This window comes from Pantoea pleuroti (genome assembly GCF_014156615.1).
Taxonomy (GTDB): domain Bacteria; phylum Pseudomonadota; class Gammaproteobacteria; order Enterobacterales; family Enterobacteriaceae; genus Pantoea; species Pantoea agglomerans.
On the sequence record NZ_SBFD01000004.1, the window covers coordinates 47,923 to 72,220 of the forward strand.

General features: G+C 56.4%; 20 protein-coding genes. 13 read left to right on the plus strand and 7 right to left on the minus strand.

The window, feature by feature from the left end:
- Nucleotides 1–412: 412 nt before the first annotated feature.
- On the minus strand, nt 413–988 hold the full coding sequence (locus tag EPG66_RS10980) for a TetR/AcrR family transcriptional regulator (RefSeq protein WP_182686797.1): 576 nt from the start codon (nt 986–988) through the stop codon (nt 413–415).
- A 104-nt stretch (nt 989–1,092) separates the two neighbouring features.
- On the opposite strand from EPG66_RS10980, the gene EPG66_RS10985 reads away from it, so the two are divergent.
- On the plus strand, nt 1,093–1,986 hold the full coding sequence (locus EPG66_RS10985) for an ABC transporter six-transmembrane domain-containing protein (protein WP_069026715.1): 894 nt from the start codon (nt 1,093–1,095) through the stop codon (nt 1,984–1,986).
- Between the two features lie 142 nt (nt 1,987–2,128).
- Here EPG66_RS10985 and EPG66_RS10990 read toward each other — a convergent pair whose 3' ends face one another.
- Entirely contained in the window at nt 2,129–2,878 is a 750-nt protein-coding gene (locus tag EPG66_RS10990) for an NAD-dependent epimerase/dehydratase family protein (protein WP_182686799.1), read from the minus strand.
- A gap of 294 nt (nt 2,879–3,172) precedes the next feature.
- Here EPG66_RS10990 and EPG66_RS10995 point away from each other — a divergent pair, with 294 nt between their 5' ends.
- Together EPG66_RS10995 and cspE are read left to right on the plus strand one after the other, a co-directional pair.
- The gene (locus tag EPG66_RS10995) at nt 3,173–4,369 is read left to right on the plus strand and encodes an MFS transporter (RefSeq protein WP_182686801.1); all 1,197 of its coding nucleotides are present in this window, start codon (nt 3,173–3,175) and stop codon (nt 4,367–4,369) included.
- A 432-nt stretch (nt 4,370–4,801) separates the two neighbouring features.
- Nucleotides 4,802–5,014 (plus strand): transcription antiterminator/RNA stability regulator CspE, encoded by a 213-nt coding sequence (gene cspE / locus EPG66_RS11000; protein ID WP_003855207.1) that lies wholly within the window; start codon nt 4,802–4,804, stop codon nt 5,012–5,014.
- 178 nt (nt 5,015–5,192) lie between these two features.
- Here cspE and lplA read toward each other — a convergent pair whose 3' ends face one another.
- Complete coding sequence (gene lplA / locus EPG66_RS11005; RefSeq protein ID WP_109651725.1) at nt 5,193–6,209, minus strand: lipoate--protein ligase; 1,017 nt, start codon at nt 6,207–6,209, stop codon at nt 5,193–5,195.
- Between the two features lie 231 nt (nt 6,210–6,440).
- Here lplA and EPG66_RS11010 point away from each other — a divergent pair, with 231 nt between their 5' ends.
- The 5 genes from EPG66_RS11010 (at nt 6,441) to EPG66_RS11030 (ending at nt 11,739) form a co-directional block, all read left to right on the plus strand.
- Nucleotides 6,441–7,352 carry a DMT family transporter gene (locus EPG66_RS11010; protein ID WP_069026719.1) on the plus strand — a complete coding sequence of 304 codons (912 nt, stop codon included), beginning with the start codon at nt 6,441–6,443 and terminating at the stop codon, nt 7,350–7,352.
- A 144-nt stretch (nt 7,353–7,496) separates the two neighbouring features.
- Nucleotides 7,497–8,726: an MFS transporter gene (locus EPG66_RS11015; RefSeq protein ID WP_031592403.1), complete on the plus strand. Its 1,230-nt coding sequence runs from the start codon at nt 7,497–7,499 to the stop codon at nt 8,724–8,726.
- A gap of 26 nt (nt 8,727–8,752) precedes the next feature.
- A complete protein-coding gene (locus EPG66_RS11020) occupies nt 8,753–9,814 on the plus strand; it encodes a sugar phosphate isomerase/epimerase family protein (protein WP_069026720.1) in 1,062 nt (353 codons plus the stop codon).
- A 55-nt stretch (nt 9,815–9,869) separates the two neighbouring features.
- Nucleotides 9,870–10,850 carry a LacI family DNA-binding transcriptional regulator gene (locus EPG66_RS11025; protein WP_182686803.1) on the plus strand — a complete coding sequence of 327 codons (981 nt, stop codon included), beginning with the start codon at nt 9,870–9,872 and terminating at the stop codon, nt 10,848–10,850.
- 163 nt (nt 10,851–11,013) lie between these two features.
- On the plus strand, nt 11,014–11,739 hold the full coding sequence (locus tag EPG66_RS11030; RefSeq protein ID WP_031590637.1) for a pirin family protein: 726 nt from the start codon (nt 11,014–11,016) through the stop codon (nt 11,737–11,739).
- A 260-nt stretch (nt 11,740–11,999) separates the two neighbouring features.
- Here the strand turns inward: EPG66_RS11030 and EPG66_RS11035 are convergent, their stop codons facing one another.
- From EPG66_RS11035 to EPG66_RS11050, 4 genes are read right to left on the minus strand one after another with little or no spacing between them, the layout of a single operon-like run.
- Complete coding sequence (locus EPG66_RS11035) at nt 12,000–12,821, minus strand: alpha/beta fold hydrolase (protein ID WP_083069613.1); 822 nt, start codon at nt 12,819–12,821, stop codon at nt 12,000–12,002.
- 46 nt (nt 12,822–12,867) lie between these two features.
- Entirely contained in the window at nt 12,868–14,496 is a 1,629-nt protein-coding gene (locus EPG66_RS11040) for an MFS transporter (protein ID WP_182686805.1), read from the minus strand.
- On the minus strand, nt 14,483–14,905 hold the full coding sequence (locus tag EPG66_RS11045) for a DoxX family protein (RefSeq protein ID WP_182686807.1): 423 nt from the start codon (nt 14,903–14,905) through the stop codon (nt 14,483–14,485). Before EPG66_RS11045 ends, EPG66_RS11040 begins: the two co-directional genes overlap by 14 nt.
- 2 nt (nt 14,906–14,907) lie before the next feature.
- Complete coding sequence (locus tag EPG66_RS11050) at nt 14,908–16,785, minus strand: amidohydrolase (protein WP_182686810.1); 1,878 nt, start codon at nt 16,783–16,785, stop codon at nt 14,908–14,910.
- A 287-nt stretch (nt 16,786–17,072) separates the two neighbouring features.
- Here EPG66_RS11050 and EPG66_RS11055 point away from each other — a divergent pair, with 287 nt between their 5' ends.
- From EPG66_RS11055 to EPG66_RS11075, 5 genes are read left to right on the plus strand one after another with little or no spacing between them, the layout of a single operon-like run.
- Nucleotides 17,073–17,765 (plus strand): hydrolase, encoded by a 693-nt coding sequence (locus tag EPG66_RS11055; RefSeq protein ID WP_010247179.1) that lies wholly within the window; start codon nt 17,073–17,075, stop codon nt 17,763–17,765.
- Nucleotides 17,766–17,824: 59 nt separating this feature from the next.
- Nucleotides 17,825–18,046, plus strand: a complete 222-nt coding sequence (locus EPG66_RS11060; protein ID WP_182686812.1) for a DUF1427 family protein — start codon at nt 17,825–17,827, stop codon at nt 18,044–18,046.
- A 2-nt stretch (nt 18,047–18,048) separates the two neighbouring features.
- Nucleotides 18,049–18,303: a XapX domain-containing protein gene (locus EPG66_RS11065; protein ID WP_182686814.1), complete on the plus strand. Its 255-nt coding sequence runs from the start codon at nt 18,049–18,051 to the stop codon at nt 18,301–18,303.
- A gap of 43 nt (nt 18,304–18,346) precedes the next feature.
- Complete coding sequence (locus EPG66_RS11070; RefSeq protein ID WP_182686816.1) at nt 18,347–18,730, plus strand: response regulator transcription factor; 384 nt, start codon at nt 18,347–18,349, stop codon at nt 18,728–18,730.
- On the plus strand, nt 18,730–24,270 hold the full coding sequence (locus EPG66_RS11075) for an AAA family ATPase (protein ID WP_182686817.1): 5,541 nt from the start codon (nt 18,730–18,732) through the stop codon (nt 24,268–24,270). Before EPG66_RS11070 ends, EPG66_RS11075 begins: the two co-directional genes overlap by 1 nt.
- The last annotated feature ends 28 nt before the right edge of the window (nt 24,271–24,298 follow it).

Consider the following 24,298-nt stretch of genomic DNA (forward strand, 5'->3'; position numbering starts at 1 on the left):
GTATGTGTTTTAAGCGCGGCCAATATAGGTGTTTTTAAGGTCCGACTCAACGTTTAATTTTATCGGCAGATAACAGATTCTTTGCTATAGGAATCAATCATTTGGTGAGTTTGTGAACGTATACATTATTGCCGCTTCGCTAGTCCGTTGTTAATAAATGGCGTAAAAACACCAGCTTACCCGGCGCGGAGCGTGCTAAGTCAATGATAATAATCTGTGTAAATAGCTGTTTCCGGGGCAAAACGCTATCAAAAAGGGGCCTTCTCAGATGGAAAAAGCATAAGTCAGTTTGACTTAAGAAGCTGCATTTATAGCGGATTAAAAGCGCAGACTAATTAAAATAATAAACCTTTTATTAACATTTAATTAAAATCTGGCGTTGTTAAAGCCTTTATAATGCGTCAGATCCACGTTACGACAGGACATGATCAATAAATTGCGTTAAGTCAGCCATCCCTTCGCTTGCCTTTATCTCCGACGGATTGATAGTCAGCAAATCGGCATAGCCGTTAAGCATCGCACTGATTTGCCGGGCGGTGCGTGGAATATCGGCACAACGCAGCGTTCCGTCTGTGACGCCGTCACGAATTATCCCCTCCACCAGCGCCTGCCACGCTGCTGTCATCTCCTCTGCCAGCGCGGCATAGGCTTCGTGATGCGCAGCCATCTGCCAGAATGAAGCATAAAGTTGCCAGGTTGCATCCGGTGCGCTCGGCAGATGACTTTCAAACAGCGTCAGCAACCTCTGGCGGGGTGTGAGTAGAGTCAGCGAGTCAGCAAAATTTTCTAAATCCACATGCATAAAGCGTTCCAGCGCTGCCAGGCAGAGCGTCTGCCAGTTGCTGAAGTAGTGATAAATATGACTGCGTGAAATGCCCACCGACTCAGTGAGTACACGAGTGGTCACTTTTTCGATCCCTTTTTCGATAAATAACACTATCGCAGCATCCAGGATTTTGGTTCTCAGTGCTTCAGCTGACTCTTTCATCTCTCTCTCAGTAAGTGTCACGTTGACTTTGAGCAACTGCTCAAATAGACTGCTTTTTGTACTTGAGCACCCGCTCAAGACTTATGATATCAGAAACAGAAACTATGCATTCCTTAAAAACGATCCTGCCGGTAGCAAAACCCCGCAGCGCTATTCTGACATTAAAAATGCTCGGCCGTCGCCATAGCCGCAAGCTGTTCCTCACGCTGTTGCTGGTGGTGGCGGAAAATGTCATGTATCTCCTCTATCCGCTGCTGGCGGGCTTCGCTATCAATGCGATTCTCTCCGGCAGGACCTGGCATGCGGTGCTCTATGCGGCGATGGTGTTTACCATGTGGGCCATCGGAGCGGCACGACGCAGCGTCGATACCCGCACCTTTGCCCGTATTTACGCCGGGCTGGCTGTGCCGGTGATTGTGGCACAGCGTAGCGAAAACCAGAGCGCGTCCACCATTGCCGCGCGGGTGGCCTTGTCACGCGAGTTTGTCGACTTTTTTGAGAAACATCTGCCGGTACTGATTACCTCGCTGGCCTCCATGACCGGTGCCGCGGTGATGCTGCTGGCTATCGAGTTCTGGACCGGCGTGGGCTGTCTGGCAATCCTGTTGTTCTTCGCCTGTTTCCTGCCGGGATTTACCCGCAAAAACGATATGCTGTTTGGTCGTCTGAATAACCGGCTGGAGAAAGAGGTGAGCTTTGTCAGCAACGCTAACGCTGCGTCACTGGACCGTCATTATGGCGTGCTGGCCAGCCTGCGGATCCGTCTCTCCGATCGGGAAGCCTGGGGTTATCTGGCCATCGGTAGCGTGGCGGCACTGCTATTTGCTGTCACCATTGCGGTAATGTCGAACCGTGGCGGGACCAATGCGGGTCACATCTATTCGGTGATGACCTATATGTGGATGTTTGCCATGAGCCTGGATGATGGCCCACAGCTGCTGGAAAAATATTCCCAGCTGAAAGATATAGGTCGCCGGGTGAATACCGGCACACACTGATTTGGCCGATTCAGCCGCTGCCTTTTTTTGGGCGTTGTCTCAGTTGAGGGCTGAAGCAGCCGCCGGAGGGACCGGCGGCAACGGAGGTGAAGAATTAACGGGCCGACTCGGGACCGGCAGCGATCACGGCTCAGGGGAGGGGTTAATAATCCAGTTCACCTGGCGCAAATGCCCTGAATGCGTTATCAGACGGCGTATAGCCCAGCACTTCTCGCGTCTGTGTCAGATCAAAGCGTTTGAAACGGTTATCGGAAATGCCGTAGCCAATAAAGAAGGTGATCTTCTCTGCCTCGACAGCGCCGGTCAGCAATCTGACGGCATCTTCCGGACTCAGCCATGCGCTGTAATCCCGCGCATTATGCAGGCTGTTATCCAGTGCAGGTTCAAACGCCCCGATTCTCAGCGCCACACAGCTCAACCCGTGCTGGCTGGCATAGAAGGCGCAAAGTGCTTCACCATAACATTTGGTGACGCCATACAGATTCGCGGGAGAGACAGCCATGCCGGGATGTATCTGCACATCCGCCGGATAGCCCTCAATGGTCTGCGCACTGCTGGCAAAGACCAGACGACGACAGCGGTGCTCAGCTGCTGCCTTAAGTATCCAGGTCGTAGAGAGAATATTGGCGGGCAGCAGATCGTCGAAACTGGCCTGCGCATCCGGGATACCGGCGAGGTGTATTACGGTGTCGACGGGTTCTTCAGCCAGTAATTTCTCCGCCGCACCAGGTTGTGACAGATCCGCCACAATAAAACGATGGGGAGCGGGTATCGCATAGTCCGGCTCGCGCAAATCGGTCAGGATAAAACGGTAGTTTTTCTGTCTGGCCGCAAAAAAAGTGCGCCCGATGCGCCCGCTGGCACCGGTAAGAAGGATAACTCTGGTCGTCATCTGTTGATTCCTGTTATGCAAAGAAACGCTGAGCGGTCAGTTAAACAGAGATTCCCGATTCAGACCTGCGTGGCCTCTCCGGGTTGTGATCTTGCACAGGCCGCTCCGTGGCAGAGCTGCACGGATAAAGCCCCACGTTACCGCAGCCTTCACTGTGCGCGAGATCACATAAATGGGTTGCTAAGCGCAGCCTGACTTTTTATAGTCTGCCCGCTTCACCCGGACGGGAACACGCTCTGCTTTCTCCCTCCGGCTCACTTCAGTTTTTTCAGTTCTGGCCATTGGGAATCAATTTTGTTGAGAAAAAATCATAAAACCGACGATGCCGGTTTTGTCCGCTGGGCATTACTGGCCCTCGCGCTGGGCGGCTTTGGCATCGGTACCGGTGAGTTCATCATGATGGGCCTGCTGCCAGATGTTTCACGCTCCCTGTCGATTATCGAGCCGCAGGCGGGCAACGCCATCGCCAGTTACGCACTGGGCGTGGTGGTCGGTGCGCCGTTTATTGCGGTGCTGGCGGCGCGAATGGCGCGTAAATCGCTGCTGCTGATCCTGATGGCGCTGTTCAGTATCGGTAATGTTGCCAGCGCGATGGCCGACAGCTATCACGGCCTGCTCGTGGCGCGTTTTCTGACCGGGCTGCCTCACGGCGCCTATTTTGGTGTGGCGTCGCTGGTGGCCGCCTCGCTGGTGCCGATTGAACGTCGTGGTCGTGCGCTGGCGTCACTGATGCTGGGACTGACGGTGGCGACCCTGATTGGTGTGCCGCTGGGCTCCTGGATAGGGCAGTTATTTAGCTGGCACGTGGTGTTCACCTTTGTGGGCGCAATTGGTCTGCTGACCTGCCTGCTGATTGGTCGCTATGTCCCTTACACGCCAGGCGATGCGGATGCGCATCCGCTGCGGGAACTGGGCGCGCTGAAAAACGCGCAGGTGCTGCTGACCCTGCTGGTGGGGGCGGTAGGATTTGGCGGGATGTTCGCTATCTTCAGTTATATCGCGCCGACGCTGATTAACATTGCTGGCATCTCCCCCTCGCTGATCCCCTGGGCGATGGTGGCGTTTGGGCTGGGAATGATCATCGGTAACCTGGTGGGCGGCCGTCTGGCTGATGGCCCGGTGCTGAATATTATTGGCTGGACGCTATTATGGAACGTGCTGGTGATGCTGGCCTTCCCGGTGCTGGTTCAGCATGTGGCGACCGGCCTGCTGGCCACGTTCCTGATCGGCACCTGCTCAGTGCTGCTGCCGTCGTTGCAGATTCGCCTGATGGATGTCGCCAACGAGTCGCAAACCCTGGCGGCTGCGATGAATCACTCGGCGCTGAACATTGCCAATGCGATGGGCGCGTATCTTGGGGGCCTGACGGTGTCGCTGGGCTATGGCTGGATCTCCACCGCCTGGGTGGGCGTTGCGCTGGGCGTGGCCGGTCTGATGGTCTTTGTGCTCACGGCGCGACATGCTGCCCGTCAGCAGACTCAACTGGCCTGACATCAGTAAAGCAGGAAAGCAGGGCGCAGCGATACTGTTTGTCGCTGCGCTTTATTGCTACAGGGCCACCCTATTATTTTTCAACAATGATTAACCGCACTATTATTTACTCTCTGACCGTTCAGTGAAAATTATCATTCTGCCAGCCCTGAAATTTCAAAATGCTCGGGAAATCAACAAGGGCGCTCCGGACGTCTGGATGTTAAAAGTAAATTAAAATAATGTTTGCTAATGTCGGTGAGGCGTGGCTTAATAGCGTCATCGGTTTGGAACACAGACCTTATCAAAGCAGTTTTAGTAAAGCAGTCCTCAGTGCAAGCGATATCACAAGATACCCTTATTCATGAGTCTCCTCCTAAAAGCCTGGTAAGTTACCTTCTGAAAGACAGGCCATCTTCGCCACTTAGTGGCTCATAAATTAAGGAATTATCGATGTCTAATAAAATGACTGGTTTAGTAAAATGGTTTGACGCTGGTAAAGGTTTCGGTTTTATCTCTCCTCAGGATGGCAGCAAAGATGTATTCGTACATTTCTCTGCAATTCAGAGCAACGATTATAAAACTCTGGACGAAGGTCAGCAGGTCGAATTCACTATTGAAAACGGCGCTAAAGGTCCTTCAGCGGCAAACGTTGTCCCTATGTAAGCCTTAATTATCAATAGCGCTTATTATCGCGTGAAGGCAATAGCCTGAGCAGATAAGCCTGATATTGATAATTAATTAAAACCCGCCTTGTGCGGGTTTTTTGCGTTTATGATTTGCCGGATGTTTACGCGATGTTTTTTGCCCGCGCCAGATATCCGCGCGGGCCAGTAAAAAATGTTCAGCGCACGCTGGCGATCAGCCACTGCTGCAACTCTGTCAGATCCAGGCGTTGCTCCGGGAAATCCGCAATAAGCTGATTCAGCACCGGTTCAAGGGCATCGGGCCGATAGGTTACACCCTGCAACCGCTGCGCCAGCGTTTCCAGCGGCGCGGGGTTGAGGCTGTCGCTGAAAATCTGACAGCGGCTGATCACGCCGCGTTCTACATCGAAATGAATCTCCACACCGCCCCAGACAAAACGCTGGTCCAGCAGGTGCGAGAAATCGGGTGCCTGACCGAAATTCCACTCCCAGCTACTCTGCTTAGCGAACTGCTCTGTGAAACCCGGCAGATCGGGCAGGGCGTCGGGAGAGATCCTCTCCGGTTCACAGCGTTCACCGTAATAGTTGAAAAATGCGTCCGTCACGGCGGAGCAGATCGCCTGATAGCTGATACCCGGTGTTAACTCCGCCAGATTGGTCACTCTGGCGCGCACTGAGGTAATCCCTTTCGCCTGCAATTTCTTCACATCCGGATTAAGGTAATCCGCCAGGCGGGAGAGGTCGGCATCCATCAGAATAGTGCCGTGATGGAAACCGCGATCCGGCGTTTCGCGGTAGGCTGAACCGGATATTTTGCGAAGCCCGTCAACGGTGTTCACCACTAAGTCGTTACGGCCAGAGGCCTCGGCGGGTACGTCAAGCGAGGTCAGTGCGCGCAGGATGATCTCAGTCGAGACGCTTTTATCATACTCCGGCTTGCCGGCCATAAAGGTAAAACAGCAATTGCCGAGATCGTGAAACACCGCGCCACCGCCGCTGCTGCGACGTGCCAGCCGGATGCCATCTTCTGCCATGCGTCGGGTGTTGCACTCTTTCCACGGATTCTGTGCCCGTCCGATCACCACCGTTTCCGCATTACGCCACAAAAACAGCACCCGCTGGGTGGCCGGCATCTGGCGGAAAATACACTCTTCTACCGCCAGGTTAAACCAGGGATCGTTGGATTCAGATAACAGTAAACGCAGCGTGGACATCGGTGACTCCCGTTCCTTAAGAGAAGAGGCCCATAAAGCAGGGCAGAAGGCAGAGTGTACCAGCCGGGAAACGGGACTACATTCCTCTTCATGCCGTGATGCTGCGGCAAAAAAAGATAAAATGCCGTCTGCAGAGTAATCGCGGCAGATTGGTGTACGACATTATGACAATATGGATAAGGAGTGTGCTGATTCCCCTGCTTATTTTCCCTTTGAGAGAACAAAAATCGTATGAACGCTTCCGCTGGCATAGCGATGAAGATCACCGCTGCATTAAGTAGCACGCTGATGCTGGCCTGTGTAAAAGAACTCGATGGGGCGATACCGGTCGGCGAAGTGATATTTTTCCGCTCGCTGCTGGCACTGGTACCGCTGCTAATCTGGTTGCGCTTGCAGGGTAGCGTGCTGGATGGCATTCGCACCCGCAATATCCGCGGGCATTTTGTGCGCGGTCTGGCCGGAACCGGTGGTCTCTATTTCAGTTATCTGTCGCTGCTCTACATTTCTCTGACCGACGCCACGGCTATCAACTATGCCGCGCCGCTGTTTACCGTGCTGCTGGCGGCGCTATTTCTGCGCGAAAAAGTGCGTCACCATCGCTGGGTCGCAGTCTTTACCGGTTTCAGCGGTATTCTGGTGATGTTCTCCGGGCATCTCACACTGACGCGCCAGGCAACATTTTCCCTTTCTGCATCGGCGGGTATTCTGCTGGCGTTGATGGCGGCCTTCTGTACGGCCTGTGCGCTGGTGCAGATCCGCTTTCTTAACGGCAAAGAGAAGCCGGGCGCCATCGCTTTCTGGTTCGCTATCACCACGGCCTTAACGTCGCTGGTCACGCTGCCAGGCGGCTGGAAAGTGCCGCATGGCAATCAGCTGGCGTTACTGGTGGGATGTGGGCTGCTGGGCGGTATCACTCAGATTCTGATGACTCTGAGCCTGCGCTATGCCGAAGCGTCGTTGCTGGCCCCGTTCGACTACACCACCTTAATCTGGTCAGTGGCGGTGGGTTATCTGCTGCTCGGCAATCTGCCAACCTCCACTACGGTGATGGGTGCGATTCTGGTGGTGGCTGGCGGCCTTTACTCGCTGCTGTATGAGCGTTACCGCTTCCGTAAAGCGCGGGTAGTCAATGCCAGTCGCTGATCGGCCCGCCCGGCGTCGCCTTATTATTTCCAGAGTGATAACGCAGAGTTAATAATTTGTGATCGCGGCGAAGGAACAGTCGGCTACATTCGTTTACGTTGTGAGCAATCATAATGTAATCGATTACTTATTCGTGAGGTTCCCATGATTGCAACAGTGCAGGAGAGAGCAGGCCAGCAGGTGCAGCATAAACTGCTGGTGCCGCGCCTCTCTCTGATGATGTTTATGCAGTTCTTTATCTGGGGCAGCTGGTCGGTGACGCTTGGGCTGGTAATGACTCGTCACAACATGCCGTTGCTGATTGGGGATGCGTTTTCGGCCGGGCCCATCGCCTCGATTCTCTCGCCGTTTGTGCTCGGCATGCTGGTGGATCGCTTTTTTCCCTCGCAGAAAGTGATGGCGGTGATGAACCTGGCGGGCGCAGCGATTCTCTGGTTCGTGCCCCAGGCGCTAATCGCGGAGAACGGGGCGCAGCTGATCGCACTGTTGTTTGGCTATACGCTCTGCTTTATGCCGACGCTGGCGCTTTCAAATAACATCGCGTTTCACAGCCTAGCCAGCAGCGAGAAAAGCTTTCCCATTGTCAGAGTCTTCGGCACCATCGGCTGGATCGTGGCGGGCATCTTTATCGGCGTAACCGGCATTGCTGACAGCGTGGCAGTGTTCCAGCTGGCGGCGCTCTGTTCGGTATTGCTGGCGATCTACAGTCTGACGCTGCCCCATACTCCGGCACCGGCCAAAGGATTGCCGTTAAAAGTTCGCGATCTCTTCTGCGCCGATGCCTTCGCACTGCTGCGACTGCGTCATTTCCTGGTCTTTGCGCTGTGTGCCACCCTGATCTCTATTCCGCTCGGCACCTACTACGCCTTTACCGCCTCCTGGCTGGCGGATGCCGGTATCCGGGAAGTGAGCACCCTGATGTCACTGGGTCAGATGTCTGAAATTGTTTTCATGCTGATCATTCCACTGCTGTTCCGCCGTCTTGGCGTGAAAGTCATGCTGCTGATTGGCATGACAGCGTGGTTTGTCCGCTATGCACTGTTTGCGCTGGGCATGAGTGACGAGACGCGTACGCTGATTTACCTTGGTATTCTGCTACATGGCGTCTGCTATGACTTCTTCTTTGTGGTGGGATTCATCTACACCGATCGGATCGCCGGTGAAAAGGTTAAGGGGCAGGCGCAGAGCATGGTGGTGATGTTCACCTACGGCATCGGCATGCTGCTGGGATCGCAAATCTCCGGTGCGCTCTACAATCAGCTGGTGGCGGGTAACGCCAGCGCAGAGAGCTGGGCAATATTCTGGTGGATCCCTGCCGTGGCTGCTGCGGTGATTGCGATTATTTTCTTCTTCTCATTCAAATACCGTGATTAAGCGGTTACTGAACTCAGGAGTCACAGATGAAAACAGTTAAGGGACCCGGCATCTTCCTGTCACAGTTCATCACCACCCAGCCGCCTTTTAACTCACTGGCGGGGCTGGCGGAGTGGGCCGCCGGGCTGGGATACCGGGCACTGCAGATCCCCTGCCACCAGCCCGCTATTTTCGACCTTAAGCAGGCAGCGGTCAGCCAGACTTACTGCGACGAGGTGAGGGGAACACTGGCCGGTTTCGGGCTGGAGATCAGTGAGCTTTCAACGCATCTGGAAGGGCAACTGGTTGCCGTGAACCCCGCATACGATCTCGCTTTTGATAATTTTGCGCCTGCCGCGCTGCGAGGCGATCCCGCCCGGCGCACTGACTGGGCCATCGCTACGCTGAAGCGTGCGGCTGCCGCTTCTGAAAAACTCGGCCTGCGCGCACATGCCACTTTTTCCGGCTCGCTCGCCTGGCCCTGGTTTTATCCCTGGCCGCCACACCATGAAGCGTTGTTTAATGAGGCGTTTGCTGAGCTGGCGCGCCGCTGGCTGCCGGTGCTGGATAGTTTTGACCATCACGGTGTGGACCTCTGCTATGAGATACATCCCGGCGAAGACCTGCATGACGGTGTCACGTTTGAGCGCTTTTTGTCAGAGGTGAATCACCACCCGCGCTGTAATATCCTGTTTGATCCCAGCCATCTGCTTCTGCAACACATCGACTATCTGCAGTTCATCGACCTTTATCATCCGCGTATCAAAGCCTTTCACGTTAAGGATGCGGAGTACCAGTTAAATGGACGCAGCGGAGTGTATGGTGGTTATCAGCCATGGCTGGCGCGCGCCGGACGCTTTCGCTCGCCGGGCGATGGTCAGATCGACTTCAGCCGCATTTTCAGCAAACTGGCCCAGTACGACTATGACGGCTGGGCGGTGCTTGAGTGGGAGTGCTGTCTGAAGGATGGCGAGACCGGGGCGCGTGAAGGGGCGGAATTTATCCGCCGGCATATCATCCCGGTAGCTGACCGCGCTTTTGATGATTTTGCTTTAGCAGAGAACGCCCCTTCGGTGCGCCATCAGCTGGGTCTGGATCGCGGCGTCTGAGGCAGCATGAATTCAAAGGTTTTCTGTGGGTGAGTTTTAAAACAGAGGGATCGCTATGTCTGTTCAGAAAATTGCCCGGATGGCGGGTGTTTCGGTCGCCACGGTTTCCCGGGTGTTGAATAACAGCGACAGCGTAAAACCGGCTAACCGGCAGAAAGTGCTTGAGGCGATCGAAGAGAGCAACTATCAGCCTAACCTGCTGGCGCGCCAGCTGCGTACGGCGCGCAGCTCGATGATTCTGGTTCTGGTTTCCGATATCTCTAACCCGTTCTGCGCGGAGGTGGTCAAAGGCATTGAGGAGCAGGCGGAGAAAAATGGCTATCGCATCCTGTTGTGTAACTCGGGCGCCGATATTGCCCGTTCACGATCCAGCCTGCAACTGCTCTCCGGCAAGATGGTGGATGGCATTATCACCATGGATGCATTCAGCAAACTGCCGGAGCTGAGCCAGCTGATAGGCACGGCACCCTGGGTTCAGTGCGCCGAACATGATGATAATGGCCAGATCTCCTGCGTCGGGATTGATGATGACGTCGCTGCGCAGTCAGTGGTGCACTATCTGGCCGGACAGGGACGTCAGCGCATTGCGCTGATCAATCACGACCTCAGCTACCGATATGCCCGCCTGCGTCAGCAGGGCTACGCACATCAACTTAAAGAGCATCAACTCGCATGGCAGGACATCGCTTACGCCAGTGAGTTAAGCTTCAGCGCCGGTAAAGCCGCGATGAATCAGCTGCTGGCGGGCGAGACACGACCTGACGCCGTGTTTGCGGTTTCCGATACGCTGGCAGCGGGTGCCATGGCGGCGATACAGCAGGCGGGTCTGCGGATACCTCAGGACATTGCCGTGGTGGGTTTTGACGGCAGCGAACTGGCCGACATGGTATCGCCGCCGCTGACGACTCTGGCTCAGCCCTCCAGGGAGATTGGCCGTCGTGCCTGTGAGCTGGTGCTGCAAAAAATCATCCGGCCCGACTCTCCGCCACAATGTGTGATCATGCAGGGTGAGCTGGTGGTGCGAACCAGTAGCTGAAGGATTAATCTGCAAACCTGGCCCCGCCATAACCTCGTCTTTATTGTCTACTAAAACGCGACAGTCATTGCTAATTCACGCCATTGTGTGACTGCCTGGTTTACTTATATGCTGTTTCCATCGAAGGGCATTCGCACTTCCCGAATCAACGAAGGGGCAGAATATGATTGAGCAAAGATTGTCAGAGCAACGCGGCGTGGGCGATCACGGCTGGCTGAATTCACGTCACACCTTCTCTTTTGCAAATTACTGGGATCCAAAGCAGGCGGGCTTCTCAGATCTGCTGGTGATCAACGATGACAGGGTAGCCAAAGGTCGCGGTTTTGGCGCCCATCCTCACAGCAACATGGAGATTATCTCCTATGTCCTGGAGGGCGCGCTGGAGCATAAAGACTCCATGGGCACCGGCTCTGTGATTGTTCCCGGGGATGTGCAGCTGATGAGTGCCGGTAGCGGTGTGACTCACAGTGAGTTCAACCACTCGGGCACCGAGGGTGTTCACTTTCTGCAAATCTGGGTGGTGCCTGCAGAGAAAAATAGCCCGCCAGGCTACCAGCAGGTCTCCGTCAGCGAAGCGGATAAACGCGGTAATCTGCGACTGATTATTTCGCCGGAAGGTGAAAACGGGGCATTACGGGTGCGCCAGGATATTCGCATCTATGCGGGACTGTTCCAGGGGGACGAGCAGCAGACAATCACTCTGCCGGACGACCGCTATGCGTACATTCATGTGGCGCGCGGCAGTGTCAGGGTAAATGGCCTGCAATTTAATGCCGGAGACGGTGCGCGGGTTCGCAATGAGAAAACGCTGTCATTCAGTCACGGTGAAGGAGCGGAGGTGTTGTTATTCGATCTGCGTCCCAACGAAGTGAATCATCCAACCCGTTAAAATGAAAACTGCGCGGCTTCCACCGCGCAGTTTAAGATTGTTGACTAAATCTGCCAATGCCAGCTTTGAGATCGAGTCTGCGCAGAAAACACGGCCAGATCGGAAAGACGCAAAAGCTGTCATCCATGACTGCTCGACCCGCGCCGTCCCTGGCGCGGGACGCTTTCCTCTTCTGGCCGTGTTATCTGCGCGTTGAGCTTATTTGTTGCGGTCAGATGCAGTCTGAAACTGCGCGGCTTCCACCGCGCAGTTTTTTTACATCACTGCGCGTTAAGAAACGCCAGCAGATCCTGATTCAGTTGATCCTGATGCGTCACCGCAAAACCGTGCGGCGCATTGTCATAAACCTTGAGTTCAGCACCTGCAATCATCTCCGCCGCCACTTTGCCGGTGGATTCAAACGGAACGATCTGGTCGTTGCTGCCATGAATCACCAGCGTCGGCACATTGACTTTCGCTACGTCAGCACGGAAATCGGTCTCAGCAAAAGCGGTGACGCAATCAACGGTGCTCTTCAGCGAAGCGAGCAGCGCGATGTTCAGCGTCTGCGTCATGACGCCATCAGAAACGGTCTGTCCGGCATTGGTACCATAAAACGGCGTAGCGAACTCTTTGATAAACTGCGCGCGATCCTTAAGCAGACCATCACGAATCCCTTCAAACACCGACATATCGACACCCTGCGGGTAGTCTGCCGTTTTGCCAAAGATTGGCGTGACGGCACCCAGCAGCACCAGTGCCGCGACGCGATCGCTGCCATAGCTGCCGATATAGCGCGTGACGTCACCGCCACCCATTGAGAAACCCACCAGCGTCACATTCTGCAGGTCGAGATGGGTGATTAAATCGTTGATGTCAGAAGCAAAGGTATCGTAGTTATTACCGGTCCAGGGCTGATCAGAACGACCAAAACCACGACGGTCAAAGGCGATAACCCGATAACCGTGCTCCGCCAGGAAGTTCATCTGGCTGTCCCACATATCGGCATCCAGCGGCCAGCCGTGGCTGAACAGAACCGGTTTACCGGTGCCCCAGTCTTTAAAGTAGATCTGTGTGCCGTCGGTCGTTTTAAAGGTGCTCATGGTATTGCCCTCTGTATGACGTGATGGATGAAAGAAGGTGTGCCAGTCATGCTGGCGCCACCAGATAGCGAACTTCGGGAGAATGTTCACCCTGATGAAAAGCGAAAACCCGCCGCTCTATCTTTTTGTCGTTGATGGTGTAGCGCTCTTTCTGACGCAGATGCTCAACCCAGGAGCCGACTACAAAGGTCTCAACGAAAATGCCGGGCTGCAGAATATCTTCATACAGTGACCAGTTGATGGCGCCACCGCGACGCCTGACCCGCCGCATATCCTGCATGCAGACGGTAAAGGCATGTGCATCATCAATAGTAATCCGGTATTCATAATTCACCATCACCGGGCCGCGTTCGTGACGAATATCCAGTGCGGGCGCGTTGACGCCATCACCAATCATATCGAGATTGAGGTCGGGATCCTGGTCGAGCCGCCAGCGCCAGACGGTGCTGCTGGCCAGCACCATGCCCAGTGCGGCGATGCAGAGCGACAGCGGAATGCTGAAGTGCGAGGCGAGCTGTCCCCAGAGTGCGCTGCCGGCGGTCATGGATCCGAAAAACACCGTCAGATAGACTGCCAGCGCGCGGGCTTTCACCCATTTCGCGGCGCTGCGCTGTGCGCCGAGATTCAGCGTCGAGAGCACGGCAATCCAGGCAAATCCGGTAAAAAATTCACACGCATTCAGTAGCCAGAAGTGCCTTACAAAAGCCAGCGCCAGCATGGTCAGGGCGAAAACAAGAGTGGCGAGTACCATCAGGCGATCGGAGCTCAGGCGACGACGCAGGCGTGGCAGCAGCACCGCGCCGGTAATCGCGCCGACACCGATACAGGCCAGCATGATGCCGTAGCCGCCAGGGCCCAGGCCGAGTTCACGACGCGCCACCAGCGGCAGCAGTGCCCAGCCCGCGCTGCCAAACAGGAAGAAGGCAAAGGTTCGCACCAGCACATTACGCAACACCGGTGCCGCGTGAACGTAGCGGAGTCCGGCACGCACCGCCGGAAAGAAGTGCTCGGGCGGGAGGCGCTGCACGCTTGGCTCCGCCTTCCAGCGCCAGAGCACCCAGGCGACGCCCAGCACTGATAGCGCATTCAGCAGGAAAACCATCCAGGGACCGGTGAACGAGAGGATCAGGCCACCCAGCGCCGGGCCAATGGCACGACTGATATTAATGCCCAGTGAGTTAAGGGCGATGGCCGCGCCCAGCTCCGGTTTCGACACCAGATCCGGCACTACCGCCTGAAATGGCGGCGAACTCATGGCGGCGCCGGCGCTCAGCAAGAAGGCTGCCACCAGCAGCACCTCGGGAGTGACATGGCCGGTCCAGGCGAGCACCGTCAGTCCACAGGCGGCGATAAAGGTCCATAGCTGGGAAAACAGCAGATATTTGCGGCGGTCAACGATATCCGCCATCACGCCTGATGGCAGCGCGAACAGAAACATCGGCAGGCTGCTGGCTGCCTGCACCAGCGCCACGGCCAGCGGATCGGCACTCAGCGTCAGCATGCTCCAGTTCACACCCACATCATTCATCCATGAACCGATGTTGGAGACGACGGTGGCGATCCACAGCATGCGAAACACCGGCCTGCGTAGCGGCTGTAACGGCGAAATCTCGCCAGCGGTCTGTACCTCAGGCTGGTCCTGCACCAGCTGGTGGATATCATTAACCTGCGCCATGACGAACCCCCTGATGTTTCACCGCGCCGATTCGCCAGCCGCCAGGCCCGGTCAGCGCCAGCGTGGTAAAGATAATCAGCAGCAGCCAGCCGAACTGGCCTTCCGCCAGTGACCAGCCAGGGTGTACGACCAGCATCGCGACCAGCAGCACCGCGATGATCGGCAGGCAGGCAATCTGGCTACCCCAGCCGAGAATAATAAAGATCGGGCAGATGACTTCTGCCACTATCGCTGGCAGCAGGCTCATCATCGGTCCCAGACCAAACGGGTCTTCTATACGCGTCAGTTCTTCGCTGAAATGCAGAATTTTCGGCAGTCCATGCACCTGTAACAGCAGCAGACTGCCGGTCAGGCGCAGGAAGAACAGCCCCGCGTTGATGCGGGGCGATTGAGTGATAGCGTTATTCATGATTAAAACGCGAAGCAGCTGCAGCCGAGCGCGCCCCAGAAGGCGTTATCTTCGGCAACCGGAACGCTGGAACCACGGGCGATCTCATGCGAGTGGCGATGAACACCGCAGGGGCCGCTACAGTGGTGCACGACGGGCATCATACCCGCACGGCTCTGCGCAACCGGCGGGGCGCTGCGATAGTGACCTGGCACATTCACCACTGGCGACCACTCAGGCAGAACCGGAATAGCGGGCGGCGCATCCGCGCTGAACGATCCGGCGGCATAGACAATATTGCCATCCACCACCGTCAGTACTGACTCAATGCCTTTAATTTCCTCTTCCGGCACGCTGAAGAAGTCTTTACTGAGCACGGCCAGATCCGCCAGAAGACCTACCTGAATCCGACCTTTTTTATTTTGTTCGCTGGAGAACCAGGCGCTGCCCTGTGTCCAGAGCATCAGCGCCGTTTCACGGTCAAGGCGGGCATTGACGTCATACATCTGCATGCCGCCCACGGTGCGACCGGAAACCAGCCAGTAGAGCGCGGTCCAGGGGTTATAACTGGCGACGCGGGTGGCATCGGTGCCGAGTCCGACCGGGACGCCGGTTGCCAGCATTTTCTGAACCGGTGGGGTATGGCGGGTGGCTTCAATACCGTAGCGTTCAGCAAAGTATTCGCCCTGGAATGCCATGCGATGCTGCACCGCAATGCCACCGCCCAGCTCTTTGATACGATCGATATTGCGCTGAGTGACGGTTTCCGCGTGGTCAAAGAACCAGTGCAGACCATTAAACGGGATATCGCGGTTGACCTTCTCAAAGACATCCAGCATCCGGCTGATCGACTCGTCATAGGTTGCATGCAGACGGAAAGGCCAGCGATGTTCCACCAGATGACGCACCACGCGCTCCAGCTCATCCTCCATGCCAGGCGCTAAGTCCGGACGTGGCTCCAGAAAATCTTCGAAGTCGGCGGCCGAGAACACCAGCATTTCGCCTGCGCCGTTGTGACGAAAGTAGTCGCTGCCCTGACCTGGCGTCAGCATGTCTGTCCACTTCTCAAAATCTTCCAGTTCATGACCCGGACGCTGAGTGAAGAGGTTGTAGGCGATACGCAGCGTCATCTGCTTTTTCTGATGCAGTTCAGCGATCACTTCGTAATCTTCGGGATAGTTCTGGAAGCCGCCGCCCGCATCAATGGCGCTGGTCAGACCCAGTCGATTCAGCTCGCGCATAAACTGACGGGTCGAGTTGATCTGCTGTTCCAGCGGCAGTTTCGGTCCTTTGGCCAGGGTGGCGTAGAGGATCATGGCATTGGGACGGGCGATCAGCAGGCCGGTGGGATTGCCGTTGCTGTCGCGCTGGATTTCGCCACCCGGCGGGTTCGGTGTCTCTTTGGTATAGCCGACGACTTTCAGCGCTGCACGGTTGAGCAGGGCGCGGTCATAAAGATGCAGCACGAAGACCGGCGTATCGGGGGCAGCCTCGTTGATCTCATCCAGCGTCGGCATCCGTCGCTCGGCAAACTGGAACTCGGTCCAGCCGCCTACCACACGCACCCACTGCGGTGACGGCGTGCGCAGCGCCTGCTCTTTCAGCATCCGTAGCGCATCGGCAACCGACGGAACTCCTTCCCAGCGCAGCTCAAGGTTGTAGTTCAGACCACCACGTATCAGGTGCAGGTGGGAATCGTTCAGGCCCGGCACGGCGGTGTGACCTTTCAGATCGATCACTTTGGTGCCGTCGCAGTGATACTCCATCGCCTCTGCCAGTGTGCCTACCGCAACGAATTTTCCATCACGAATCGCAACGGCTTCTGCCACCGGATTGCTGCGGTCAACAGTATGAAATTTGCCATGGGTCAGTATCAGTTCTGCTTTACCCAGCGTAACCATAGATCCTCCTCAACGGGGTTGTCCGACGTAGTGCGGGACAGGAAGTGCCGCAGATAACAGGGCACGAATAAGCCGGATTATGGTGAGCGGGTTAATGCGTCGTCTAGTTATACAGAGGGATACCTATACCTTCGTATAGTTATACGCAGAGATAATAGTTTGCCTTCGCCCGTCGCCCTACACTGCGACCAGACAGCCAGCAGCAGGACGTTAAACCTGCACTGACCGTCCTTTTGCTCCGCGCCAATTGGCGAAAATTCCGTTACATAACCTCTATGGGTGAACGCATGTCCAACGCTAAGCTTGAAGTCCTCACTCCACATAACAGCCAGATTATTTTCATCGACCAGCAGCCGCAGATGGCCTTTGGCGTGCAGTCGATTGACCGCCAGGTGCTGAAAAACAACACCGTTGCGCTGGCGAAGGCGGCGAAAGTCTTCAATATCCCTGCCATCATTACCACCGTCGAAACCGAAAGCTTCTCGGGCCACACCTATCCTGAACTGCTGGATGTGTTTCCGGGTCAGGACATTCTGGAACGCAGCTCAATGAACTCCTGGGATGACCAGAAAGTGCGTGATGCGCTGGCCGCGAACGGCAAGAAAAAAGTGGTGGTGTCCGGTCTCTGGACGGAAGTGTGTAACAACAGCTTTGCGCTGTGCGCAATGCTGGAAGGGGATTACGAGATCTATATGGTGGCGGATGCATCAGGTGGTACCACCAAAGAAGCGCACGACTACGCGATGCAGCGCATGATTCAGGCGGGTGTGGTGCCAGTGACCTGGCAGCAGGTAATGCTGGAGTGGCAGCGTGACTGGGCCAACCGTGACACTTACGATGCGGTGATGAACATCGCCAAAGAGCATTCAGGTGCCTATGGCATTGGGGTGGATTACGCCTACACCATGGTACACAAAGCGCCGTCACGTCAGAAAAGTGAACACCGTACCCTGGCACCGGTTCACGCACCGGTCCGCTAAGGGGCGTCCTGCTGATCGGCTTACGTCTGCCGGTCAGCAGGCATAACAGGAGTCCGGTTATGAATCCTTTACTTCTTTCTCTGGCTGCAGGGGTATTGATTGGCCTGCTTTACGGCCTGCTTAAGGTACGTTCACCGGCGCCGCCCGCGATTGCGCTGGTGGGGTTGCTGGGGATGTTGCTGGGTGGGGCGCTGGTGCACGCAGTCTTGCCCGCAGAGCATGCGACCACCCTGCAGCAATCCGATGCGCCGTTTGTTACACCTGTTTTGCGGGTAAGCTGAACATGTTGAAATCCTACATTATTTCTCTCACGGTGGGGCTGCTTGCCGGGGTAATCTATGCCCTGATCAACGTGAACTCTCCGGCACCTCCGGTTATTGCTTTAGTGGGGCTGTTTGGCATGCTGGTGGGTGAGCAGTTGATTCCGCTGGGTACGCGTCTGTTTCGCCGGCAGCCGGTGACGCTGAAGTGGTTTCGCCATGAGTGTGTGCCAAAAATCAGTGGGACACCGCCACCCGATAGCGATAACCACCCTTAAGTCCTCGCGTGCCGTACGATGAGGCGTTTCAGAGGATAACTGCATGGCGCTGTCACAGCGTATTGTCATTGTTGATGATGAACGCGCGGTCCGCAGTGGACTCAGCAATCTGTTGCATTCAGACGGCTATTCGACCCGATTATTTGAGTCAGGTGAGGCGCTGCTGAGCGATGACGATGCGCTTTCAGAGGTGGGCATGCTGATCATCGATGTCGGACTCAAGGGCATGTCTGGCTTTGAGCTATTCACTATTTTGAAACAGCGGGCAGGTCTGCCACCGGTGATTTTTATCTCGGCAGATCTGGAAGAGACCACCCTGTGGTATGCCATTGCCTTAGGTGCCGTGACTTTTTTGCGAAAGCCGATTGATGTTGATACGCTGCTGACACTGATCCGTTGCGAGTTATCTCAGGGAAAGTTGCGCTGATGAGCATGCTTTCGGTTAATTTTCAGGAGAGTGACGACGCAGGGATCGCGATTGAAGATTTCGACACGCTGACGCCGCTGGCGCAGGATGGCTGTCTGCTCTGGATGCTGGCGCGCCGCCACTCAGGTGAGTCGCTGATAATCGCCACCGGACAGAGTGACGACGTCACGTTTCAGGCGACGCAGCGGCTGAAAAATGAGCGCGCGCTGGCCGCTTATCTTTCGCCCCGCTGGGCCATCACCGCGACGGGCACCACCCGTTATCTCAACCGCTATGCGCTGATCTACCCGACGTTTCCGTTTCGCACCCTGGCGAATAATCTCGCGACCCCTCCCGATAAAATCGCTGACTTCCTGCAGGTTGCATTGCAGCTTTGCTACACGCTCGGCCAGGCGCATCATCAGGGCATCGTGCATGGGGATATCAAGCCGGGCCATTTTTTTATCAGTGATGATGGCCGGTTCCGGCTGGGCGGGTTTGGTCTCGCCTCGCTGGCGGCGCAGTCGGCGGAAAAAAACAGCCTGCGCGTCTCAGGCGGTACGCTGGCCTATATGTCACCTGAACATACCGGCCGCACGCCGCATCCGGTCAGCAGTCTTAGCGATCTCTACAGCCTGGGTGTCGTGTTGTATGAATATCTCACCGGTAAGCTGCCGTTTGGCTCACCGGATGCGGGGGAGGCGGAGTGGATTCATCATCACATCGCCAGCGCACCCCGGCCAGCCGGACAGGTCAGAGAGGATGTGCCGCCGATGCTCTCTGTGATTCTGCTGCGTCTGCTGGCAAAGTCACCTGCTGACGGGTATCAGACCGTGCAGGGACTGATGGCTGATTTACGCCGCTGTCAGGCGACGCTGACCGCAGAAAACACCATTGCGCCGTTCACGCCCGGTCTGCAGGAACGGTTCAGCACCAGTTTCCGGCCCGAGACACTCTTCACGCAACATCCGCAGGCTCGCGTGCTGCTGACGACGCTGGATGCGGTCAACCGTACCGGCACGCAGAGCCTGGTGATGCTGAGCGGTGCGCCCGGCTCGGGTAAGTCCGCCATTATCGCTTCCGCCCTGAAAACCCTGCAGCACCGACAGATTCTGCTGGCCGCCAGCAAGGCCGATCAACATTCGCCTGCCGCACCTTATGCCGCAGTCGCCTCAGCGTTTCGCACAGTCACGCTTTATCTGCTGGGATTGTCAGCCCTGGAGCTAAGCAAATGGCGGGTTCGCCTGTTGCGCTTGCTGGGTGGCTATACCGATTTAGCCATTGAACTGGTGCCTGAATTAAAACAGCTGCTGAATATCCGGACGGTGCAGCCGGTGGTGCGCCATGCCCCGGACGCCCGCGAGCAGTTTAATCAGATGGCGTCTGCGCTTATCCAGGCCTTTGCCACGCCGGGCCGTCCGCTGGTGATGCTGATTGATGATGTTCACTGGGCAGACAATGCCACGCTGCAACTGCTGGAAAATCTGATTACCCGTAATGAGCATCTGCCCTTTATGCTGGTGCTCGCTTTCCGGGAGGGTGAGTCGATGCCCTGTCCGATGATAGCCGGATTTCTGCTGAGGCTCAGAGCGTCAGCGGCGCGGGTAGTGGCGCTGACGCCGCAGCCGCTCAGCGTTAAGAGTATCACCCGCTGGCTGGCGGGAATGCTGCATACCCGTCCCGGCGGCAATCGTGAGCTGGCACAGATTATCTTTGAGAAAACCGGTGGTAATCCGCTCTCGATGCAGGAGTTCTTCCGTCAGGCGGTAGATGATGGGGTGATTGTCTATCGTCAGAACCCGCTGAAGTGGCATTACGACAGCCAGGCGCTGATTGCGCGTCAGTACACCGACAATGTGGCGACGCTGGTATTAAATCAGCTGGCGCGGATGCCGGAGGCAACACGTCAACTGCTGGGTTCGCTGGCCTGTCTGGGGGCCAGCGGTGAACTGTCTTTGTTAAGTCATATCAACGCGACGTCCGTATCGCGGATTCTGCAGCAGCTTGAGCCTGCCGTCAGCGGCCGTTTTATAACCCTGACTGGCGGGAACTACGCCTTTACCCACGACCGGGTGCATAACGCGGCGTTTTTACTGCTCGACCTCCGGCAGCAACACTCTCTTCATCAACAGGCGGCGGCATGGCTGTCGGCCGCGGTGGTAAATGCCGATCACAGTGAGACGCTGTTCCGTGCGGCTTATCACATCGGCATGATTGCTGAACTGCCGCTCAGCGTCGCAGATCGTGAACGCTATTATCCCCTCTGTTTACGTGCTGCGCAGGGAGCGAAACGTGCCGGAGATTATCTCTCGGCGCTGCGCTATCTTCGCAGCGCGCAGCAACTCAGCCAGCGGATGGTGACCGGCAATGACTTTATGCTGGGCATCGATGAGGCGGAGTGCGAGTTTCTGCATGGAAATCTCACTACCGCCCAAAAGCTCTGTACCCGACTGCTGAGTGAGCCAGGCACGCTCAGTGAAAAATCGATGGCAGCCTGTCTCTCTGCTGAAATTCATATGCGCCAGTCCGACAACCATCTGGCGCTGGAAACTGCGCTCGCCTGGCTGGCGGTATTTGGAGTGCATCTCAGGCGTGATCCTGACGACGCGGAGATTGACGCCGCCTGGCAGGCGATCAGGGCGCGGATCGGCGATTCCCCGCAAGCGGCTTTTTCCCACCTGCCACGCAACAACGATCAGGAAACTGAGTCGGTGCTGAACCTGATGGCCAGTACCATTTTTGTCTCCGCCTACGACTGCCCGCAGCTGCATCTGTTGCTGGTCTGCCGGATGCTGGAGATGACGCTGGATCACGGCGTGACCGGTGCCTCTGCGTTTGGTCTCGCCTGGTTCAGCGTGCTGATCAGCGAACGCTATCAGGCCTGGCATTTTGGCTATGCCTGCGGCCGGGTGGCCCGTGAGCTGGTGGAGCGGCATGATTTTATCCGTTACAAAGCCCGCACGCTGCTGCCACTGGATCAACTGGGGATCTGGACGCAGCCGCTGGATGTCGCCGTGGAGAGTGCCCGTGAAAGTTTTCGCGTTGCGGTGATGCACGGTGACCGATCCTTTGCCTGCCTCTCGTTGCGCCATCAGATCATGAACATGCTGACACGTGGCGATCACCTGGAGTCGGTCATGACCTCCATTGAGCGCGGACTCGCTTTTACCCGCAAAACCTTTTATCCCGATGTCGAGAACGTGCTGGTCATGCAGAAGCAACTGGTGATGCAACTGCGGAACAGCAACGGGTTCAGGGCAGGCGATCGCGACGGCGCTTTGCCGATGGTGGCGGGCAGCGAGCCGGGCGTGATCTCTGGCCCAAAAGCGATGGTGCTGTTCTGGGCGGGGTTGTATCGGGGAATGGCGCATTTCTTTGCGGCAGAATACCGGGAGGCGTTGCGCTGTTTTGCAGAAATTCGTCCGCTGACCAGCGCAGTGCCCGCTTACATCTACCTGATGGATATGCATTTTTACAGCGCACTATCGCTGAGCCTGCAGCCCGGGGCGGCTGACAGCGACACGCTGCGCTGCGATCTGGACAAATTTACGGGCTGGGCCGACCTCAATCCCGGACTGTTTGCTGATAAATATGCCCTGCTCAGGGCAGAGTGTGCGCGTCTTGAGGGCAGCACGGGCGAGGCGCTGAAGCAGTATGAAAATGCGATCTGTCTCTCCCGCCAGGGGGGATATCTGCACATTCATGCGCTGGCGAATCAGCTGGCTGGCCGCTACTGCAAATCATTACAGCTAGATACCGCCGCCGATGCCTACGTTAAGGCGTCGATGAGAAGCTGGGAGAGCTGGGGCGCGCTGGCGATGGTGCGCCAGCTTGAGCAGCACTATCCGCATCTGACCACGCCGATGCAAAACAGCGCGGTGGCGACCATTCCCTTTACGCAGGATGCCTCGTTCTACGACCTGGAGAGTGTGCTGACCGCCGTGCGCGCCCTGACCGAGGAGATAAACCTTGATCGGTTGATTCATACCCTGATGCGCATCCTGCTGGAACGGGCCGGTGCCCAGCGCTGTCGGCTTATCCGGATTCTGGATGGTACGCTTCCGGAAACGCAGGCCTGGGCAGAAAGCACGGCTGATGGCGTGCGGGTGCAGATTGTCAAAGAGCGCCCCGTCGCAACTGACCTGCCGCTATCTGTACTGGCCGCGGTGATCCGTACCGGTCAGGAGATACGCACTGGCAAGCCGGAAGAGTTCAGTCCGTTCAGTCAGGATCCTTACCTGGTGGCCTCGGGTGCTGCGGTGTTATGTGTTCCGATGTTCAGGCAGGCCAATATGGTTGGGGTGCTCTATCTGGAGAATCGCCTGATGCCCGATGCGTTCACGGCTGAGCACTCCCACATTGTTAAAACGTTGAGTGCTCAGGCGGCAGTTTCGCTGGAGACGGCGCGCCTCTACGCTGAACTGCTGGAGGAGAACAACCATCGGCGACGGGTTGAGAAGCAGCTACGCGCCAGCAAAACCTCACTGATGCTCGGCGAGAAGATCAGTCATACCGGCACCTGGCACTGGGAAGTGGCAGAGGACATGATGATGGTGTCTGAAGAGTATGGCCGTATTCTAGGCCTGCCAGCCCATCAAAAAGGGTTGTCGATGGCAGATTTTCTGACCCGCGTTCATCCCGATGATTATGAGTGCATCAGCGAACTTGTGACCCACAGCGTCAGTCAGGGACGCAGTATGCAGGCTGAGTTCCGTGTGCTCAGGCCGGATGGCGAATGCCGCTATATCAAAGGCATCGGAGAGCCGGTTGAAAACTTCCCCGAGGTGAAAGAGTACTTCGGCACCATTTCCGATATCACCTCGCAGCGCCAGGCAGAAGATGCCGCGCGCATAGCCCAGGCGGATCTGGCCCGTGTAACGCGCGCCACCACAGTCGGGCAGCTGACTGCCTCAATCGCGCACGAAATTAACCAGCCACTGATGTCGATCGTGGCCAATGCCGGTGCCAGCCTGCGCTGGTTAAAGCGTGAACCGGTGATGCTGGAGAATGCCAGCAGCAGTCTGGATGAAATTATCAAAGAGGGAAAACGTGCCGGAGAGATAATTCGTGGCCTGCAGGCGCTGACCCGCAATCATGAATCGAGCTTTGCCTCGGAGAACCTGCATCTGATCGCTCGCGATATTCTGGCGCTCTCCCGGGTGGAGCTGGAGCGACGCGGAATTTCGCTGGAGCTTAAACTGAGGGCCGCAAAGGCGGATATCTATTGCGACCGCGTTCAGATTCAGCAGGTGCTCCTGAATCTGGTGATCAATGCCATCGATGCCATGTCCGACGATTTACCACGCGCGGCGCTTTTGCGGCTGACGTCAGAGAACCCGACCCCGGACACGCTGCGTTTTGAGGTGCTGGATAGCGGCTGCGGCTTGCCGGATGGCGTGCGTGAACGGATTTTTGAGTCGTTCTACACCACGAAGAAAAGTGGCATGGGCATGGGATTAACCATCAGCAAAGGGATCATCAAGAAGCATTGTGGTGAGTTAGGCGCAGAGAACCGGGCGGAGGGCGGCAGCCGTTTCTGGTTCATTCTGCCACTGGGATAATCGTATTGAGGCCAGGTGTCTGCCTGGC

Coding starts and splice junctions, on each gene's coding strand:
- EPG66_RS10980 (WP_182686797.1), bottom strand. CDS start 988: ATGAAAGAGTCAGCTGAAGCACTGAGAACCAAAATCCTGGATGCTGCG.
- EPG66_RS10985 (WP_069026715.1), top strand. CDS start 1,093: ATGCATTCCTTAAAAACGATCCTGCCGGTAGCAAAACCCCGCAGCGCT.
- EPG66_RS10990 (WP_182686799.1), bottom strand. CDS start 2,878: ATGACGACCAGAGTTATCCTTCTTACCGGTGCCAGCGGGCGCATCGGG.
- cspE (WP_003855207.1), top strand. CDS start 4,802: ATGTCTAATAAAATGACTGGTTTAGTAAAATGGTTTGACGCTGGTAAA.
- lplA (WP_109651725.1), bottom strand. CDS start 6,209: ATGTCCACGCTGCGTTTACTGTTATCTGAATCCAACGATCCCTGGTTT.
- EPG66_RS11010 (WP_069026719.1), top strand. CDS start 6,441: ATGAACGCTTCCGCTGGCATAGCGATGAAGATCACCGCTGCATTAAGT.
- EPG66_RS11015 (WP_031592403.1), top strand. CDS start 7,497: ATGATTGCAACAGTGCAGGAGAGAGCAGGCCAGCAGGTGCAGCATAAA.
- EPG66_RS11020 (WP_069026720.1), top strand. CDS start 8,753: ATGAAAACAGTTAAGGGACCCGGCATCTTCCTGTCACAGTTCATCACC.
- EPG66_RS11025 (WP_182686803.1), top strand. CDS start 9,870: ATGTCTGTTCAGAAAATTGCCCGGATGGCGGGTGTTTCGGTCGCCACG.
- EPG66_RS11030 (WP_031590637.1), top strand. CDS start 11,014: ATGATTGAGCAAAGATTGTCAGAGCAACGCGGCGTGGGCGATCACGGC.
- EPG66_RS11035 (WP_083069613.1), bottom strand. CDS start 12,821: ATGAGCACCTTTAAAACGACCGACGGCACACAGATCTACTTTAAAGAC.
- EPG66_RS11040 (WP_182686805.1), bottom strand. CDS start 14,496: ATGGCGCAGGTTAATGATATCCACCAGCTGGTGCAGGACCAGCCTGAG.
- EPG66_RS11045 (WP_182686807.1), bottom strand. CDS start 14,905: ATGAATAACGCTATCACTCAATCGCCCCGCATCAACGCGGGGCTGTTC.
- EPG66_RS11050 (WP_182686810.1), bottom strand. CDS start 16,785: ATGGTTACGCTGGGTAAAGCAGAACTGATACTGACCCATGGCAAATTT.
- EPG66_RS11055 (WP_010247179.1), top strand. CDS start 17,073: ATGTCCAACGCTAAGCTTGAAGTCCTCACTCCACATAACAGCCAGATT.
- EPG66_RS11060 (WP_182686812.1), top strand. CDS start 17,825: ATGAATCCTTTACTTCTTTCTCTGGCTGCAGGGGTATTGATTGGCCTG.
- EPG66_RS11065 (WP_182686814.1), top strand. CDS start 18,049: ATGTTGAAATCCTACATTATTTCTCTCACGGTGGGGCTGCTTGCCGGG.
- EPG66_RS11070 (WP_182686816.1), top strand. CDS start 18,347: ATGGCGCTGTCACAGCGTATTGTCATTGTTGATGATGAACGCGCGGTC.
- EPG66_RS11075 (WP_182686817.1), top strand. CDS start 18,730: ATGAGCATGCTTTCGGTTAATTTTCAGGAGAGTGACGACGCAGGGATC.